The 17101-nt window shown below is 67.8% G+C and carries 14 protein-coding genes; 12 read left to right on the top strand and 2 right to left on the bottom strand.

What is annotated here, in order from left to right:
- Window positions 1-30: 30 nt before the first annotated feature.
- Entirely contained in the window at window positions 31-780 is a 750-nt protein-coding gene (locus N5D91_RS13255; RefSeq protein ID WP_110713454.1) for a hypothetical protein, read from the top strand.
- Between the two features lie 200 nt (window positions 781-980).
- Here the strand turns inward: N5D91_RS13255 and N5D91_RS13260 are convergent, their stop codons facing one another.
- Window positions 981-1625, bottom strand: a complete 645-nt coding sequence (locus tag N5D91_RS13260; protein ID WP_012511978.1) for a hypothetical protein — start codon at window positions 1623-1625, stop codon at window positions 981-983.
- Between the two features lie 526 nt (window positions 1626-2151).
- Window positions 2152-4575, bottom strand: coding sequence for a penicillin-binding protein 1A (locus N5D91_RS13265; RefSeq protein ID WP_164161079.1), 2424 nt, complete (start codon window positions 4573-4575; stop codon window positions 2152-2154).
- A 219-nt stretch (window positions 4576-4794) separates the two neighbouring features.
- Between N5D91_RS13265 and N5D91_RS13270 the strand changes: the two genes are divergently transcribed.
- From N5D91_RS13270 to N5D91_RS13320, 11 genes are all read left to right on the top strand, one after another.
- Entirely contained in the window at window positions 4795-5853 is a 1059-nt protein-coding gene (locus tag N5D91_RS13270) for a pilus assembly protein PilM (protein ID WP_010484061.1), read from the top strand.
- The gene (locus N5D91_RS13275) at window positions 5853-6749 is read left to right on the top strand and encodes a PilN domain-containing protein (RefSeq protein WP_153855643.1); all 897 of its coding nucleotides are present in this window, start codon (window positions 5853-5855) and stop codon (window positions 6747-6749) included. Before N5D91_RS13270 ends, N5D91_RS13275 begins: the two co-directional genes overlap by 1 nt.
- Complete coding sequence (gene pilO / locus N5D91_RS13280; protein WP_110713450.1) at window positions 6746-7402, top strand: type 4a pilus biogenesis protein PilO; 657 nt, start codon at window positions 6746-6748, stop codon at window positions 7400-7402. Before N5D91_RS13275 ends, pilO begins: the two co-directional genes overlap by 4 nt.
- A complete protein-coding gene (locus N5D91_RS13285; protein ID WP_239496496.1) occupies window positions 7399-7935 on the top strand; it encodes a pilus assembly protein PilP in 537 nt (178 codons plus the stop codon). Before pilO ends, N5D91_RS13285 begins: the two co-directional genes overlap by 4 nt.
- A gap of 21 nt (window positions 7936-7956) precedes the next feature.
- Complete coding sequence (locus tag N5D91_RS13290; RefSeq protein WP_180854253.1) at window positions 7957-9924, top strand: type IV pilus secretin PilQ family protein; 1968 nt, start codon at window positions 7957-7959, stop codon at window positions 9922-9924.
- 173 nt (window positions 9925-10097) lie between these two features.
- On the top strand, window positions 10098-11123 hold the full coding sequence (locus N5D91_RS13295) for a MoxR family ATPase (protein ID WP_110713444.1): 1026 nt from the start codon (window positions 10098-10100) through the stop codon (window positions 11121-11123).
- 8 nt (window positions 11124-11131) lie between these two features.
- Window positions 11132-12061, top strand: a complete 930-nt coding sequence (locus N5D91_RS13300) for a DUF58 domain-containing protein (RefSeq protein WP_180854252.1) — start codon at window positions 11132-11134, stop codon at window positions 12059-12061.
- Complete coding sequence (locus N5D91_RS13305) at window positions 12058-12507, top strand: DUF4381 family protein (protein WP_180854251.1); 450 nt, start codon at window positions 12058-12060, stop codon at window positions 12505-12507. The genes N5D91_RS13300 and N5D91_RS13305 overlap by 4 nt, the downstream gene beginning before the upstream one ends.
- Window positions 12504-13508 carry a VWA domain-containing protein gene (locus N5D91_RS13310; protein WP_180854250.1) on the top strand — a complete coding sequence of 335 codons (1005 nt, stop codon included), beginning with the start codon at window positions 12504-12506 and terminating at the stop codon, window positions 13506-13508. The genes N5D91_RS13305 and N5D91_RS13310 overlap by 4 nt, the downstream gene beginning before the upstream one ends.
- Window positions 13505-15343 (top strand): tetratricopeptide repeat protein, encoded by a 1839-nt coding sequence (locus N5D91_RS13315; RefSeq protein WP_180854249.1) that lies wholly within the window; start codon window positions 13505-13507, stop codon window positions 15341-15343. Before N5D91_RS13310 ends, N5D91_RS13315 begins: the two co-directional genes overlap by 4 nt.
- The gene (locus N5D91_RS13320; RefSeq protein WP_110713436.1) at window positions 15340-17055 is read left to right on the top strand and encodes a BatD family protein; all 1716 of its coding nucleotides are present in this window, start codon (window positions 15340-15342) and stop codon (window positions 17053-17055) included. Before N5D91_RS13315 ends, N5D91_RS13320 begins: the two co-directional genes overlap by 4 nt.
- Window positions 17056-17101 lie beyond the last annotated feature (46 nt).

The raw sequence follows: 17101 nt of genomic DNA on the forward strand, positions 1-17101 counted from the left end.
CGCGCCGGGGTCCTTGCCGAGGAGATGGCAATGTATGGTTGGGTAAGCCGGTTCATGAGCTACCGCACCTTCTATGTGTGGCGTGCGCGCTACCGGTACTACACGCGCCACTTGAATGGCAGGATCGTGGTCAGTGCGCTGTGCCTGGCGGGTGTGGTGCTGCTGCTCTGGTACTACTGGCGGTACACCAACGTGCCGCCGCCGCGGATGCACCCACAGGCTGCAGCCTTGCGGGTGGAAGGCATCACCAACGAAGCGATCCACCGCATCGTGCTGGTGCGCCATGGCGGCAGCACGCCGGGCCAGGAATTCACCACGCCGCAGGAGGTTCGCGCCAGTACGGTGCGCACGATGCGGGTGCGACAGGTGCTGGACGGGGAAGTGGCATGGCGCCTGAAGGCGAATCTGCTGGCGGACATCGCGGACTACATCGAGGTTACCGGAGGATGTGTGCCTTACCCGTGCGCTCAGGTGCAGGCCCGCCTCCTACTGTTGCGCGAGGCGGCGGTGCAGAATGCGGGTATCAACCAGACCTTGCAGCGGATTCTGGACGGGCCGAGCGATCTGATGCCGAGCCTGGAACGTGGTGACCGCCAGCGGGTGAAGAGCGGCTGGTCGGATTCGTTCGACGACATCTACTACCAGACATGGTTGTTGAACGATCTGCAGAGCATGCACGCACGGATGATGGCGGAGTACCCCAGGCGCGCCCCGGCGCCGTGGCTGCCGGAGTGGATGATGGGCACGGAGTCCTCAACCGGCAGCGGAATGCCGCCGTAACGCGACGGCCGTTGCCTTCTGTAGAGTTGTGCCGCGCCGAAGGATCTGTAGGCGCCCTCCAGATGAACGCATCGCCATGCGCGCGGAATGCCGTTGGGCCGAGGGCAGGATTCGCGCTCGACTGCTCTTCGGTCAGACATCCGGACGCCTGAAGCACAGTGCGGACCACCGGTCCGCACCCACCAGGACCGGCGCTACCGTCAACCGCCGATGTACGCGGTGATCTCCGCCTCGGCCAGCACCTGCCGCAACTGCGCCACAGACGCGCGCCGCATCGGCTTCTCATCCACCGGTGACAGCGGCGCCTGACGCAGGGCGTCGTACGGCAGCACGGCCAGGTCGAAGGTCAGCTCTTCGGCACTGAAGACCCACACCGGCACATCCAGGCAGCGTTCGCGGTCCATGCGCAGGCGGCGCGTCCGCGATTCGGCGGGAATGCCGTGTTCGTCCAGGAAGCGGTGCACGGCTTCCGGGTCGTCGCTGTGCAGGTGCAGCTGCACGGGGCTGTTGGCGTCGGCGGTGCCGTCCAGTACGGGGCCGGCCAGGCGCGGGGCGAAGCCGTGCAGGAACTCCAGGGCACGCATGGCGGCTTCGCGGCGGCGCTGCAGTTCGTTGCCGTGCTGGGGCCCGGAGAACAGCCGCTGGTACTCGCGCAGGGCGTCTTCGATCTCGGTATTGCGGGGCAGGGAGGCATCGTCGTGGATGCCGAGCCGGCTGGCGGCCTTCAACTTGGCCTGGTGGTAGTCGCGGATGCCGCCTTCGGCCATCAGGCGGGCGGCTTCGTGGGCGAGGCGGTGGCGCCGCTCGCGGGTCTGGCTGGCAGCATGCTGACGGGCGCGATGCATGCGATGACTCCCTGTTGCGACCTGGCTACAGACTAGCGCACGGATGTGACATCTGCGTGGGTATGGCGGATGCAACCGCTTTGGTGGGTGCCGACCTTGGTCGGCAAGGGGCGCCAACCAAGGTTGGCATCTACCAGGGCGGCATCGGTGCCAACCGAGGTTGGCACCCACCAACGCTTTGGTAGGTGCCGACCTTGGTCGGCACAGGGCGCCAACCAAGGTTGGCAACTACCGGGGCGGCATCGGCGCCGACCAAGGTTGGCCCCACCCGCGCTTTGGTAGGTGCCGACCTTGGTCGGCACAGGGCGCCAACCAAGGTTGGCAACTACCGGGGCGGCATCGGTGCCAACCGAGGTTGGCACCCACCAACGCTTTGGTAGGTGCCGACCTTGGTCGGCACAGGGCGCCAACCAAGGTTGGCAACTACCGGGGCGGCATCGGTGCCAACCAAGGTTGGCATCTACCAGAGCCGCATCGGTGCCAACCAAGGTTGGCATCTACCTGGGGGCACCCGCTGCACCCTTCCTCAGAAGATATCGAACGCGGCGGCGTCGGCCTGCGGCGTATTGAGGTTCAGGTCGTAGTCGGTCAGGCGGTCCATGTCTTCCACCTTCACCCACTCGGTGGCGCCGTTGAGGGTGGCCTGGACCATGCCGCTGGGCGGGTCGTTCTGCGCGATCGGGGTGTCCTTCAGCGCGGTGCGCATGTAGTCGATCCAGATCGGCAGCGCGGCCTTGCCACCGTATTCGCGGTAACCCAGCGAGCGGAAGTCGTCGCGGCCCACCCACACGGTGGTCACGTACGGGCCGCCGAAGCCGGAGAACCAGGCGTCGCGGTGGTCGTTGGTGGAGCCGGTCTTGCCGCCCACGTCCTCGCGGCCGAGCACCTTGGCCTGGGCACCGGTACCGCGCTGGACCACGTCGCGCATCATCGACACCAGCTGGTAGGCGGTGCGGGCGTCGATCGCGCGCGGGGCGGTGCGGGCATCCGGGTTGGCCGGAGCCACCGGGGTTTCGGTCTTGGCTTCGGCCTTGGCCGCAGCGGCCGGGTCGACCTTCGGGGCCGGGGCGCCGAAGTTGAAGCCGTCCACCACCTGGTTGACCGGCTGGTCGCTGCTGCCGGCGCAGTCGCGGCAGGCCAGTGCCGGGTTTTCCTTGAACACCAGGTTGCCGTCGCGGTCGTTCACCTGGTCGATGAGCCACGTATCCACGCGCGAGCCGCCGTTGGCGAACACGGCGTAGCCACGGGCCACCGACAGCGGGGTCAGCGAGGCGGTACCCAGCGACATCGACAGGTTCGGCGGCAGTTCCGATTCGGCGAAGCCAAACTCGCTGATGTACTTGCGCGCGTAGTCCACGCCCATGCCATCGAGCAGGCGCACCGAGACCAGGTTGCGCGACTGCACCAGCGCTTCACGCAGGCGCATCGGGCCGCGGAAGCCGCCACCGTCGTTCTGCGGGGCCCAGGTCTTGCCGCGGCGGTCGCGGAACACGACCGGGGCGTCGAGCACGATCGAGGCCGGGTTGTAACCCTTGTCGAAGGCAGCCGCGTAGACGAACGGCTTGAAGCTCGAACCCGGCTGGCGACGGGCCTGAGTGGCGCGGTTGAACTTGTTGCCGGAGAAGCTGAAGCCACCCACCAGCGCCTTCAGCGCGCCGTTGTGGGCATCCAGCGAGACCAGCGCGGACTGGCCGCGCGGCAGCTGGTCCAGCAGCCACTCACCGTCCTTGGCACCGGCGCGTACGCGCACGATGTCGCCGCGCTGCACCAGCTTGCCCGGGGTCTTGTTGGTCCACTTGGCGGCACCGGCCGGCAGCACGATCTCGCTGCGGTTGGCCAGCACCACGGTGGCGCTGCCGTCGGCGCCGGTGCTGGCGACGATGGCCGGCAGCAGTCCGGCCTGGCCGAACATGCCACGCAGGTGCTCGGCCAGGGCGGCGGCGTCTTCGCCGGCACCCACCTGGACCTGCTTCTCCACGCCGTGCCAGCCGTGGCGGTGGTCGTACAGCAGCAGGCCATCGCGGACAGCCAGGTTGGCGGCGGTCTGCAGGGTCGAGTCGATGGTGGTGGTGACGTGGTAACCCTTGTTGACCACATCGCCGCCGAAGCGGGCGATCATTTCCTGGCGCACCAGCTCGGCCACGTACGGGGCATCGACCTGCACCGGTGGCTCATGCGCGGTGGCGTGCATCGGCACCGCCTTGGCCGCGTCGGCCTCGGCCTGGCTGACGAACTTCAGGTCGGCCATGCGCTGCAGCACGTAGTTGTCGCGGCGCTGGCGGGCACGTTCCGGGTTGGAGATCGGGTTGCCCGAAGACGGGAACTTGGGGATGCCGGCCAGCGAGGCCATCTCGTCCAGGTCCAGCTCGTTCAGCTTCTTGCCGTAGTAGAACTCGGCAGCAGCGGCCACGCCGTAGGCGCGGTTGCCGAAGAAACTCTTGTTCAGGTACAGCTCGAAGATCTCGTCCTTGCTCAGCTCGGACTCGATCTTCCGCGCCAGCAGGATCTCGGCCAGCTTGCGGGTGTAGCTGTACTCGGAGCTGAGGAAGAACTGGCGGGCCACCTGCTGGGTGATGGTGGAGCCACCCGGCACGCGCTTGTCGTTGGTGGTGGCCAGCAGCCACACCGCGCGGCCGATACCCATGTAGTCCACGCCGCCATGCTCGTAGAAGCGGGCATCCTCGGTGGCCAGGAACGCCTGCTTCAGCTTCTCCGGCACGTCCTTCATGGTGATCGGGGTACGCCGGGTCTCGCCGAACACGGCCATCAGCTTGCCGTCAGCAGCGTAGACGTACATCGGCTCCTGCATTTCAACGTCGCGCAGGGTCTGCACGTCGGGCAGCTTGGAGGACACAGCGTAGTACAGACCGCCCACGGCGGCCGCGCCGATCAGCGCCAGGACCAGGACAATCAGGAAGATCCAGCGCAGCCAGCGGCGGAGTCGAGTCATCGGGTTCAGATTCCGATTGCGAATTTCGTGGTCGCAGAGTATAGATTACGCAAGGTGGCGGCTGGGGTCGTCGCCGGGGAGCGCAAAGGGAACAGTCAGGGGCTGCATGGTGAATCCGTGAGGGACTTCACAGCAGGGCCGTTGCCATTTGCTAAGAATACGTTATTAATGCTCGGGCGCAGGTCTTGCGTCCAAGTGCCCGTCGGCAGGGGAGAAACCGTGGGGCTCATCCCAAAAAGTCAGTCGCCGCTTGTGGGCGTCGACATCAGTTCGACTGCGGTAAAGCTTTTGCAGCTGTCCCGCAGTGGCAACCGTTTTCGTGTGGAACATTACGCTGTGGAACCTCTTCCGCCGAATGCGGTGGTGGAGAAGAACATCGTGGAAGTGGAGGCCGTGGGTGAGGCCATCCGCCGCGCGATGAACCGCTCGGGGAGCAAGGCCAAGCTGGCCGCTGCCGCCGTCGCCGGGTCGGCGGTGATCACCAAGGTGATCCCGATGCCGGCCGAGCTCGACGAAAACGACATGGAAGCCCAGATCGAGCTGGAAGCGGTCAACTACATTCCGTACCCGATCGAGGAAGTGAACCTGGACTTCGAGGTGATCGGGGCGATCCCGAACAACCCGGAGATGGTCCAGGTGCTGCTGGCCGCGTCGCGTTCGGAGAACGTGGAACTGCGCCAGTCGGCGCTGGAGCTGGGCGGCCTGCAGGCCAAGGTGATGGACGTGGAGGCCTTCGCGGTCGAGAACGCCTATGCCCTGGTCGCCAGCGAGCTGCCGGTATCCATCGAGGGCGTGGTCGCGCTGGTCGACATCGGTGCCACCATGACCACCCTCAATGTCCTGCGCGGCGGCCGCAGCCTGTACAGCCGCGAACAGGTGTTCGGTGGCAAGCAGCTGACCGACGAGATCATGCGCCGCTACGGCCTGAGCTACGAGGAAGCCGGACTGGCCAAGCGCCAGGGCGGGCTGCCGGAAAGCTACGAGATGGAAGTGCTGGAGCCGTTCAAGGAAGCCACGGTCCAGCAGATCAGCCGCCTGCTGCAGTTCTTCTATGCGGGCAGTGAGTTCAACCGCGTCGACCACATCGTGCTGGCCGGCGGCTGCGCCGTGCTCGGCGGTCTGCCGGAAATGGTCGAGGAACAGCTGGGCGTGCCGACCGTGGTCGCCAACCCGCTGGCACAGATGACCCTGGGCCCGAAGGTGAACGCGCATGCGCTGGCCCAGGATGCCCCCGCGCTGATGATCGCCACCGGTCTGGCGCTGAGGAGCTTCGACTGATGGCACGCATCAATCTATTGCCCTGGCGCGCCGAACGGCGCAAGCAACGCCAGCGCGAGTTCTACGCAATGCTGGGCATGGCCGCGATCGGTGGCCTGCTGCTGTCGCTGCTGATCTGGTTCTACTACGACCGCCAGGTGAGCGGCCAGATGGACCGCAACGCCTATCTGGAAGCCGAGATCGAGAAGGTCAAGGAACAGAACAAGGAGATCGATCGCCTCGACGCCCAGAAGGACCGCCTGCTGGCCCGCAAGAAGGTGATCGAGGAACTGCAGGCCAAGCGCTCGCAGATGGTGCACCTGTTCGATGCGCTGGTGCGCACGATCCCCGATGGCCTGGTGCTGACCGCGCTGAAGCAGGAAGGCGATGTGCTGACCCTGGAAGGCCGTACCCAGTCCAATGCCCGTGTTTCGGCCTACATGCGCAACCTGGAGACCTCCGGTTGGATGACCAACCCGGAGCTGTCGATCATCGAAGCGCGTGACCCCGAGAAGGACAAGGACGGCAAGACCGGCCCGGTTGCGGATATCAAGGCGCTGCCGTACGTGTTCGTGGTCAAGGTGAAACTGCCGGCACAGAGCGAGGAAGTGGCGGCGACGCCGGGCCTGAACGCCGACGGTTCGGTGGCGACGGCTGCGCCGGCGCCGGTGGCACCGCTCGCCGCTGGCCCGGATGCGGCCACGCCTGCGGCTCCGGCTGCAGGTCCGGCAGCGAACCCGGCTGCACCGACGCCGGCGGCACCTGCTGCCGCGCCGGCAAGTGCGCCGGCCGCTGCTCCGGCCAAGCCGAACCAACCGGCCGCACCGGCTGCCCAGCCTGCCCCGAAGCCTGAGGGCAGCCGCCTGGCGCAGCCGCCGCAGGCCTTCAATGCCCCGCTGCAGGGGGACCGCGCATGAGCCAGAAGATCGATCTGAAGAACCTGGATTTCAACGACATCGGCAACTGGCCGCAGAAGGCCAAGATCGTCTTCTGTTCGCTGCTGGCACTGGTGATCATGTTCCTGGCGTGGATGCTGCTGATCAGCGGCAAGCGCGAGGAACTGGCCGGCCTGGAATCGAAGGAAACCGAGCTGCGTTCGGAGTTCACCAAGCAGCAGGAACGCGCGGTGAACCTGGCGCCGCTGAAGCAGCAGCTGGCGCAGATGGAGCAGGTGCTGCAGCAGATGCTGCGGCAGCTGCCCAGCAAGACCGAAATGCCGGACCTGATCATCGACATTTCGCAGACCGCGCTGTCCAGCGGCCTGACCAACGAGCTGTTCGAGCCCGAGCAGGAGCAGGTCAAGGAGTTCTACGCCGAGAAGCCGATCAAGCTGCGGATGGTGGGCAGCTACCACCAGTTCGGCGCGTTCGTCAGCGGCGTGGCCTCGCTGCCGCGGGTGGTGATCCTGACCATGCACGACATCAACCTCAAGCCCAAGGACAAGACCAGCGGCAACGTCCGCAGTGGCGCGCTGGAACTGTCCGGCACGGTCAAGACCTATCGCTACCTGGACGAGACCGAGGTGCAGGAACAGCAGAAGGCTGAAGCCGGCAAGGAGGACAAGAAGTGATCCGTTCCTTCTTTGCACGTTGTGGAATGGTGGCTGCCGTGCTGCTGCTGGCCGCATGCGGCCGCGGCGTGACCAGCACGCCGGGTGATGCGCCGAATCTTGAAAAGTGGGTGGAGGGCGAGCGTGCACGACCGGCACAGCCGCTGGAGCCGCTGCCGGTGATGCAGCAGTTCGAGACCTTCGAGTACTCCGCGCAGGGCATGCGCGACCCGTTCACCGATGCCTGGACCAATCCGCAGCAGGGGAATGGCGGAATGCGTCCGGATCCGAACCGGCGCAAGGAGCCGTTGGAAGGCTTCCCGCTGGATGCACTGGACATGGTCGGTACCATCGGCACCGGTGCAGGCACCGTCGCGCTGGTGATGGGGCCGGACAAGGTCACCTACCGGGTGCGCCCGGGCGGTTACCTCGGGCAGAGCGACGGGCGGGTCACGGCGGTCTTCGAAGACCGCGTGGAGCTGATCGAACTGGTGCCGGATGGCGCGGGCGGCTGGCTGGAACGGCCGGCAACGCTCTCGCTTGAAGATCAATGATCGTTTACTGGGGATAGCACGATGACCTTTCACCAAGCCAAGGGGCTGCGTCCCATCCGGCGCTCTACCTTGAACCGTGTCAGCGCGTTGGGAGTCGCGCTGATGCTGGCCTGCGCTCCGGCGCTGGCCGCCGCACCGGCGGAAAAGCCGGTGGGCGCTACCGTGGCCCCGGCGACCGCGCCGGCCGGCCTGTCGGTGGCCAAGATCGATTTCAAGCGTGGCGATGATGGCGCCGGGCGCCTGATCGTCCAGTTCGACGGCCAGGGTGCGATCCCGGACCTGCGCACGCAGGGCAACAGCGTGGTGGTCGATGTCGGTAACGCCCGACTGCCGGCCAACCTGCAGAAGCCGATGAACGTCACCGACTTCGCCACGCCGGTGCAGCGCATCGACGCCAAGCCGTCCGGTGCCGGCACCCAGCTGGTGCTGAGCACCGGTGGCGCCGTGGAATCGCTGGCCTACCAGAGCGGCAACGAGTACGTGGTGGAGATCAGCCCGCGGCAGGCTCCGGCCGCCGTTGGTGCGGTCACTGCCGGCAGCGTCACCCAGGCCGCCAAGGCTGTCGGCCAGCGCGGTTTCACCGGCAAGCCGGTGACCTTCAACTTCCAGGACGTGCCGGTGCGCACCGTGCTGCAGTTGATCGCTGAAGAATCCAATCTCAACGTGGTGGCGTCCGATTCGGTACAGGGCAATGTGACCCTGCGCCTGGTCAATGTGCCGTGGGACCAGGCACTGGACATCGTGCTGCGTGCCAAGGGCCTGGACAAGCGCCGCGACGGCAGCGTGATCTGGGTCGCTCCGCAGGCTGAACTGGCCAAGTTCGAGCAGGAGAAGGAAGACGCGCGCATCGCCATCGAGAACCGCGAGGACCTGGTTACCGATTACGTCCAGATCAACTACCACAGCGCCACCCAGATCTTCAAAGCGCTGACCGAAGCCAAGGGTATCGGCGGCAGCGGAAGCGGTGGTGCGGGTGGCTCGGGCTCGCCCTCGCAGGAAGACAGCGGCTTCCTGTCCTCGCGTGGCCGCATCGTCGCCGACGAGCGCACCAACACGCTGATGATCAGCGACATTCCGAAGAAGATCGCGCGCATGCGCGAGCTGATCGGAGTGATTGATCGCCCGGTCGACCAGGTGCTGATCGAAAGCCGCATCGTCATCGCCACCGATACCTTCGCCCGCGAGCTGGGTGCGAAGTTCGGCATCAGTGGCAGCCGTGACAACGTCTACTTCAGCGGCGATCTGGAATCCAATCGCCTGACCCGCGAATCGCAGGTCAAGACGGCGCAGGACAATGCCAAGGCCGAGCGTGACTGGATTGCTGGCGGCCGCGTCGGTCCCCCGCCGGTGCCGACGGGCTCGACCATCACCCGTGGCCTGAACTGGAGCCTGCCGGTCGCGACGGCCAGCAATCCGGGTTCGCTGGCCCTGTCGATCCTCAACGCCGGCTACCTGCTGGATGTGGAGCTGTCGGCCATGCAGGAAGAGTCCCGTGGCGAAGTGATCTCCAACCCGCGCGTGGTCACCACCAACCAGCGCGAAGCGCTGATCAAGCAGGGCAAGGAAATCGGCTACGTCACCATCAGCGGTGGTGGTGCCGGCGGCATTGCCACGCCGAACGTGCAGTTCAAGGAAGTGGTGCTGGAGCTGAAGGTCACCCCGACCATCACCAACGACAACCGCGTCTTCCTCAACATGCAGGTGAAGAAGGACGAAGTGGACCAGCTCATCCAGCTGGACGGTTACGGCACGGTGCCGTCGATCAACCGCCGCGAGGTCAACACCGCGGTACTGGTCGAGGATGGGCAGACCGTGGTCATCGGTGGCGTATATGAGTTCACCGACCGCAACAGCATCAACAAGGTGCCTTTCCTCGGCGACGTGCCGTTCCTCGGCAACCTGTTCAAGAAGCGTGGCCGCAACAAGGACAAGGCCGAGCTGCTGGTGTTCGTCACCCCGAAGGTGCTGCGCGTGGCCAAGCAGAACTAAGCCCGCGCAACCCACGATGCGAAGAAGGGCCGCCGCGTGCGGCCCTTCTTCGTTTCCGCCGGTAGATCCACGCCATGCGCGGATGGGCCGTTCAGCCGTTCTTGATGCCAATCGCAGGGCACCCTGCGATGATGTCGGGAACCCGTGCCGTCCCGCGCCGGTCAAAGGCCCCCATGAACCTGCCACCGCCGATGCCCGAAACCGCCTCGCCGCCGCCTGCGCCGGCCACCTCCCGCCTGCATGCCGCCTTCACCCAGCTGCGCGACGCGCTGTCAGCGGAGATCGTGGGCCAGGCCGCACTGGTCGAACGTCTGTTGATTGCCCTGCTGGCCGACGGCCATCTGCTGGTGGAAGGTGCCCCGGGCCTGGCCAAGACCACCGCCATCCGCGCGCTGGCCGCGCGCCTGGAGGCCGATTTCGCCCGTGTGCAGTTCACCCCCGACCTGCTGCCGGCCGATCTGACCGGCACCGAGATCTGGCGCCCGCAGGAAGGCCGCTTCGAATTCGTGCCCGGTCCGATCTTCCATCCGATCCTGCTGGCCGACGAAATCAACCGCGCACCGGCCAAGGTGCAGTCGGCGCTGCTGGAAGCGATGGGCGAGCGCCAGGTCACCGTGGGTCGCCACACCTACGCACTGCCGTCGCTGTTCCTGGTGATGGCCACGCAGAACCCGATCGAGCAGGAAGGCACCTTCCCGCTGCCCGAAGCGCAGCTGGACCGTTTCCTGATGCATGTGCGCATCAGCTACCCGGACCAGGCCGCCGAATCGGAGATCCTGCGGCTGGCCCGCGAGCGTGCCCGCGGCGCGCTGGGCGAGGCGGCACCGGCACCGGAGAAGCTGCCGATGCAGGATGTGTTCGACGCCCGCCGCGAAGTACTGGACCTGCACATGGCGCCGGCGCTGGAGCGCTACCTGATCGAACTGGTGCTGGCCTCGCGCGATCCATCGCGCTATGACGCCGGTCTCGGCCGCCGCATCGCCTGGGGTGCAAGCCCGCGTGGATCGATCGCGCTGGAACGCTGCGCACGTGCGCGCGCCTGGCTGGCCGGCCGCGATTTCGTCACCCCTGATGACGTGCGTGCGGTCGCTGCCGACGTGCTGCGCCATCGCGTGCTGCCCAGCTACGAGGCCACCGCCGAAGGCTGGGATGGTGAGCGCCTGGTGCAGGAACTGCTGGCCCGGGTGCCGGCACCCTGAGCCTGCGCATGACCGATCCGTCCCTGGAACCTGCATCCAACGCCAGTGATGGCGACGGGCTGCGCCCGCAGCTGTCCGAACTGGTGGCGCTGCGCCGCCTTGCACAGCGGCCGCCACCGCCGCGCCGTGGCCGTGCGGGCAACGCCGGGCAGGCGCCGTCGCCGCTGCGTGGGCGCGGCATGGAATACGCCGAGTCACGCGAGTACGTGGCCGGTGATGATGCGCGGCATATCGACTGGCGGGTGACCGCGCGGACCGGCCGTGCCCACACCAAGCTGTTCCAGGCCGAGCGCGAGCGGGTCAGCCTGATCGTGGCCGATACGTCGCCGGCCCTGTATTTCGGCACCCGCGTGCGCTTCAAGTCGGTGCAGGCCGCGCGCGCGGGCGCCGTCGCCGCATGGTCGGCGCAGCGTCGGGGCGACCGCATCGGTGCATTGCGCGGCAGTGATCGTGAGCCGCCCATCGCACCCGCCGGCGGCCCCCGTGGCGTGTTGCGCGTGCTCGATGCACTCACCCGCTGGTATGCACAGCCGCCTGCCGATGACCTCGGCCTGGAGCGCGCGCTGGACCACGCCGCCCGCGTGCTTCGCCCGGGTGCGCGCATGCTGGTGCTGGCCGATCCGCGGCAGGCCATCCGCATTCCACCGGCGCGCTGGAGCGCGCTGGCCCAGCACCATGACCTCAGCCTGGTGTTGCTGGTCGATCCGTTGGAGATGCAGCCGCCCTCGGCCGCGCTGCAGTTCCAGACCGCGCAGCAGCGCGTCGGTCTCGACCTGCGCCGCAGCGAGGTGCAGGCACATTGGCAGGCGCACTTTGTCGAACCGTTGCAGGCGCTGCGCCGCCAGCTCGGCGCACGCCACGTCGACGTGCAGGTACTGTCCACCGATGCAGCCAGCGACGCCTGGCTGGCGCCGTCACCGACCGAGGTGCCGGCATGAGCGCGAACCTGCCGCTGCGCGACGTGCAGCTGCCGCCCGCGCCCTCATGGTGGCCGCCGGCACCGGGCTATCTGATGATCGCAGGTGCGGTCCTGCTGGTGCTGCTGGTGGTCGCATTCTTCGGCTGGCAGCGTCGCCGTCGCCGCCAACGCTGGTTGCAGCTGTTCGATCAGGAGCTGGCATCGACCGCCGATGCTGCTGCGGAACTGGCGGCGATCGCAGGACTGCTGCGTCGCGCCGCACGTCAGGCACGGCCTGGCAGTGAATCCCTGCGCGATGATGCCTGGTGGCGGCGGGTGGATCCGCAGGGCACGTTGCCCGATGCCCGCCGCAGCCTGCTGGCCGAAGGGGCCTACCGTCCACGCGTTGACGCCAGCGAAGTGGCCGCCGTGCGCAGTTGGGCGCGTGAGCGCTATCTGGCCATGCTGCTGGAGCGCCGTCGATGAACCTGCTGGCGAGCTACTGGCCGTGGCCGGACCTGCAGCTGGCGTGGCCGCTGGCGCTGCTGGCGTTGCCGTTGCCGTTGCTGATGCATTGGTGGAAACGTCGTGCCGATCCGGGCGCTGCGCTGCGCGTGCCATATGCGGCCACCGAACTGGAAGCGTTGGCCGGTGGTGGACGCGTTGATGTGTCGTGGCTGCGTACGCTGCTGCTGTGGCTGGGCTGGTGCGCGCTGTGCATCGCGCTGACCCGTCCGCAGCAGTTGGGTGAGGCAGTCACGCCACCGCAGGAGGGCCGGCAGATGATGCTGGCGATGGACGTGTCCGGCAGCATGGGCGAGGGCGACATGGTGCTGGGCGGGCAGGTGGTCGATCGCCTCACCGCCGCCAAGGCCGTGCTGGCCGATTTCCTCGACCGCCGTGCCGGTGACCGCATCGGCCTGCTGGTGTTCGGCGACCGCGCTTACACACTCACGCCGCTGACTGCCGATCTGGCCAGCGTGCGCGACCAGTTGCGCGACAGCGTGGTTGGTCTGGCCGGGCGCGAGACCGCCATCGGTGATGCCATCGGCCTGGCGGTGAAGCGCCTGCGCAGCCAGCCCGAAGGCCAGCGCGTGCTGATCCTGCTGACCGACGGCGTCAGCAATGCCGGCGTGCTGGAACCCCTGCGTGCCGCCGAAGTCGCGCGTGCGGAAGGCGTACGCATCCACACCGTTGCGTTTGGTGGCGATGGCAGCATGCGCCTGTTCGGCATTCCCATTTCCGCCGATCAGGACCCGGTCGACGAGGCCACCTTGAAGAAGATCGCGAGCATGACCGGCGGCCAGTTCTTCCGCGCCCGCGATACCGCGCAGCTGGCCGGCATCTATGCCGAGCTGGATCGGCTGGAGCCGATCGCGGCGAAGGGGCCGAGCCTGCGCCCGCGCGAAGAACGCTATGCATGGCCGTTGGGCCTGGCGTTGCTGCTGGGCGCATTGGCCTGGCTGTGGCCGGAGCGACGCCGATGATCGCATTGGCTTCGAATCTTCCCGACTGGAACGCGCTGCACTTCCTGCGCCCGGAATGGCTGTGGGCCTTGCTCGCGTTGCCAGTGATCCTGGTGCTTGCGCTGTACCGGCAGCGACGCAGCGATGTGTGGCGACAGGCGGTGGATGCACACCTGTTGCCGCATCTGCTGGCTGCCGGAACGCGCCGTCGTGCGCGCCTGCCGTGGGCACTGCTGCTGGGCTGGGCGCTGGCCTCGCTGGCGATGGCCGGACCGAGCTGGCGCCAGCAGGCGCAACCGATGTTCCAGGCCAGCGCGCCGTTGCTGGTGGTGCTGGACCTGTCCAGCCGGATCACCGCCACCGATCTGCCGCCCTCGCGCCTGCTGCAGGCGCGGGCCAAGGTGGGTGAACTGCTGCGCGCACGCCAGGGCGGACAGGTCGGCCTGGTGGTGTATGCCGACGATGCCTATACCGTCGCGCCGCTGACCGACGACGGCAGCAATGTTGCGTTGTATCTGGATGCCTTGTCGCCCGATGTGATGCCGCGCGAGGGCCAGCGCGCCGACCGCGGCATCGACTGGGCCACCCGGTTGATGCGACAGATTGCTGCGCCGCAGGGGCAGATCCTGCTGGTCACCGATCAGGCCGACGGTGAAGCGACGCTGGCGGCCACGCAGGCGCGCAGTCTCGGCATGCAGGTGTCGGTGCTGGGCCTGGGCACGCCAGCCGGTGCCGCCTATCGCGACAGCAGTGGCCAGATCCGCCAGACCGCGCTGGATGAAGGCAGCCTGCGCGCGCTGGCCACGGCAGGCGGTGGGCGCTATGCGCGCATCGCGGCCGATGACAGTGACCTGCGCGCACTGGGCGTGCTGGATGCGCGCGAGGGTACGGCAGCGCAACGGCCGGGCGAAGGCAAGCAATGGCGTGACGAGGGCTTCTGGCTGCTGCCGCCGGTGATGCTGCTGGCGCTGCTGGCCTTCCGTCGCCGCGCGGTGCTGGCCGCCGTGCTGGCGGTTGGCCTGTTGCCGTGGATGACGGATGTACAGGCACAGACGCCTGCTGCACCGTCTTCGCCGCCCGTGCAGGGCACCCTGTGGAAGCGCGCCGACCAACTGCAGCACCAGCGCCTGGCCGAAGGCGTACAGGCCTACCGCAATGGCGACTTTGCCAGTGCACGCAAGCAGTTCGAAGGCATCGACAGCGATGCAGGCTGGTACAACCTGGCCAACGCGCTGGCACGCCAGGGCAACTACGATGAGGCCATCGCCGCCTACGACCGCGCGCTGGCACTGCATCCCGGCATGGCCGATGCGGTGGCCAACCGTGCCGTGGTCGATGCCGCGCGCAAGCGCAAGCAGTCGGGGGGGCAGGGCCAGGATCAGCAGAAGCCGCCGCAGAACGGCCAGCAGAAGCAGCAGGACGATTCGCGCGGCAAGCAGAACCCGCAGGGCCAGCAACCGCAGCAGGGCCAGCAGGATCCCGGCCAAGGGCAGCCGCGGTCGGGCCAGCAGGGGCAGCCCAAGGCGGGTGACGACACATCCCAGTCGAGCCCGCAGCCCGGCGAGCGTGGCCGCGATGGCCAGCAGGCACCGCCGCAGGTGGAAGATGCCAAGGCACAGGCGCAGGCCGACCAACAGCAGCGCCAGCGCATGCAGCAGGCAATGCAGCAGGCGCGCGAGGGCAAGGCTGACAAGGACGGCAAGCCGGTGCCGGGCAGTGAGGGCAGCACCCCGCGCCAGCGCGAGGAGCAACAGGCGGTGGAGGCGTGGATGCGGCGTGTACCGGATGATCCGGGTGCGCTGTTGCGGGCCAAGTTCCAGCTGGAAAACGAACGCAGGAAGAGGGAAGGGCGATGACGCGGGCGATCAACATGCACGGGCGCTGGCCATTGCAGGTACTGGCGGCACTGCTGCTGTGGCTGCCGCTGCTGGCCTGGGCGCAGCCGCGTGCCTGGCTGGACCGCGACCGCATCGCGATGGGCGACACGGTCACTCTCAATGTCGAGAGTGATCAAGGCGCGCCAGACTTCACACCGCTGCGTACCGACTTCGATCTCAGCGGGCAGACCAGCAGCCGCCAGGTGGAGTGGAGCAACGGCAGCATGCAGCAGCGCAACCTGTATGGCGTGGCGCTGACGCCACGGCGCAGCGGCGCGCTGGTGGTTCCGGGCCTGCAGGTGGGTAGCACGCGCACCGCGCCGCTGACCCTGCAGGTGGATGCGGCCGTCGTGGCCGGTCCGGACAGCAATGCGATGGCGTTCATCGAGACCGTGGTCGATGACGAGACGCCTTACGTGCAACAGAGCGTGGGCGTGGTCGTGCGTCTGTACTTCGCGTCGCAGTTGGCGTCGGGCGAACTGGTGCTGGATACCCCGGCGGGTGCGTCGCTGCAGCGGGTAGGTGACGACCGCACCGATGTGCGCCAGGTCAACGGCCGCCGCTACAACATGGTCGAACGCCGCTTCCTGCTGATTCCGGAGCGCAGTGGTGCGTTGCGCCTCGCCGGTGCCCGCTTCAACGGGCGCAGCGCTGGCGGTTTCTTCGATGACTTCTTCGGTGGCGGCGACGGCCGCATGAATGCCACCGGTGCGGACCGCACGCTGCAGGTGCAGGCACAACCGGCACAGGCGCCGCAGCCATGGCTGCCGCTGCAGAGCCTGCAGCTGCGCTACACCAGCGCGCCGACCAGCGCCCGCAGCGGTGAGGCCGCCAACGTGGTGGTGGAGGCGATTGCCGAAGGCGCGACCCGCGCGCAGTTCACCGACCTGCCGGTGCCGGACGTCGGCAACGCTGCGCAGGTGTTCGCCGAACCTGCGCAGTACGAAGAGACCTTCAACGGCAGTACGCCGCGGCTGAAGATCACTCGCCGCTATTCGATCGTGCCGCGCCAGCCGGGTTCGCTGGTGGTGCCGGGGCCGCGCCTGCCGTGGTGGGATGTGCGCAACGGCAAGGCACAGGAAGCGAAGCTGCCGGACCTGACGTTGGTCGTCGCCGCGGGTAATGGGGGTGGCACGGCCACACCGGCACCGTTGCCGCCGATCGACACCGATGCGGCGCTGCCCGGTGCCGATGGCCAGGACAGCCGCATCGCGGCGGCCGATCCACGCGCTAGTGGCCTGGCCGAACGTCCGTGGCCATGGATGGGCGCCGCCATCGGCCTGGCATTGCTATGGCTGTTGACCCTGCTGTGGGGCTGGCAGCGTGGCCGGCGCCCGCGTGCAGTGGCGCCTGTGGCGGGCAAGCCCGCTGTGCCGACTATGGCGAGCGGGCGTGCCGGCCTGGCCGAACTGCGCCGCGCGCTGGATGGCGAAGGCTTCGACCAGGTGGAAGCACAGCTGTGTGCGATGGCCGGCGTTGAACGCATCGAGCAGGTCATCGCGCGGCTTGAGGATGCTGCCCAGCGCCAGGTGCTGCAGGACCTGCAGCAGGCGCGCTGGGGCGGGCAGGGTGATCTGGCGCCGCTGCGTGCGCGCCTGCGCGAGGTCTTCCGTGACGGACCGCACTGGTCGGCGGCTACGGGCACCGCCGACACTGGCCTGGCGCCGCTGTATCCGCCACGGCGAACCTGAACCGGCGCCGCTTGCGCGCTTTGTTAGAGTGCATTCATTTTTCGAG

This window comes from Stenotrophomonas sp. GD03794, assembly GCF_029842145.1.
Lineage (GTDB): Bacteria > Pseudomonadota > Gammaproteobacteria > Xanthomonadales > Xanthomonadaceae > Stenotrophomonas > Stenotrophomonas riyadhensis.

Coding starts and splice junctions, on each gene's coding strand:
- N5D91_RS13320 (WP_110713436.1), top strand. CDS start 15,340: ATGACGCGGGCGATCAACATGCACGGGCGCTGGCCATTGCAGGTACTG.
- N5D91_RS13260 (WP_012511978.1), bottom strand. CDS start 1,625: ATGCATCGCGCCCGTCAGCATGCTGCCAGCCAGACCCGCGAGCGGCGC.
- N5D91_RS13275 (WP_153855643.1), top strand. CDS start 5,853: ATGGCACGCATCAATCTATTGCCCTGGCGCGCCGAACGGCGCAAGCAA.
- N5D91_RS13255 (WP_110713454.1), top strand. CDS start 31: ATGTATGGTTGGGTAAGCCGGTTCATGAGCTACCGCACCTTCTATGTG.
- N5D91_RS13265 (WP_164161079.1), bottom strand. CDS start 4,575: ATGACTCGACTCCGCCGCTGGCTGCGCTGGATCTTCCTGATTGTCCTG.
- N5D91_RS13305 (WP_180854251.1), top strand. CDS start 12,058: ATGAGCGCGAACCTGCCGCTGCGCGACGTGCAGCTGCCGCCCGCGCCC.
- N5D91_RS13295 (WP_110713444.1), top strand. CDS start 10,098: ATGAACCTGCCACCGCCGATGCCCGAAACCGCCTCGCCGCCGCCTGCG.
- N5D91_RS13290 (WP_180854253.1), top strand. CDS start 7,957: ATGACCTTTCACCAAGCCAAGGGGCTGCGTCCCATCCGGCGCTCTACC.
- N5D91_RS13310 (WP_180854250.1), top strand. CDS start 12,504: ATGAACCTGCTGGCGAGCTACTGGCCGTGGCCGGACCTGCAGCTGGCG.
- N5D91_RS13315 (WP_180854249.1), top strand. CDS start 13,505: ATGATCGCATTGGCTTCGAATCTTCCCGACTGGAACGCGCTGCACTTC.
- N5D91_RS13300 (WP_180854252.1), top strand. CDS start 11,132: ATGACCGATCCGTCCCTGGAACCTGCATCCAACGCCAGTGATGGCGAC.
- pilO (WP_110713450.1), top strand. CDS start 6,746: ATGAGCCAGAAGATCGATCTGAAGAACCTGGATTTCAACGACATCGGC.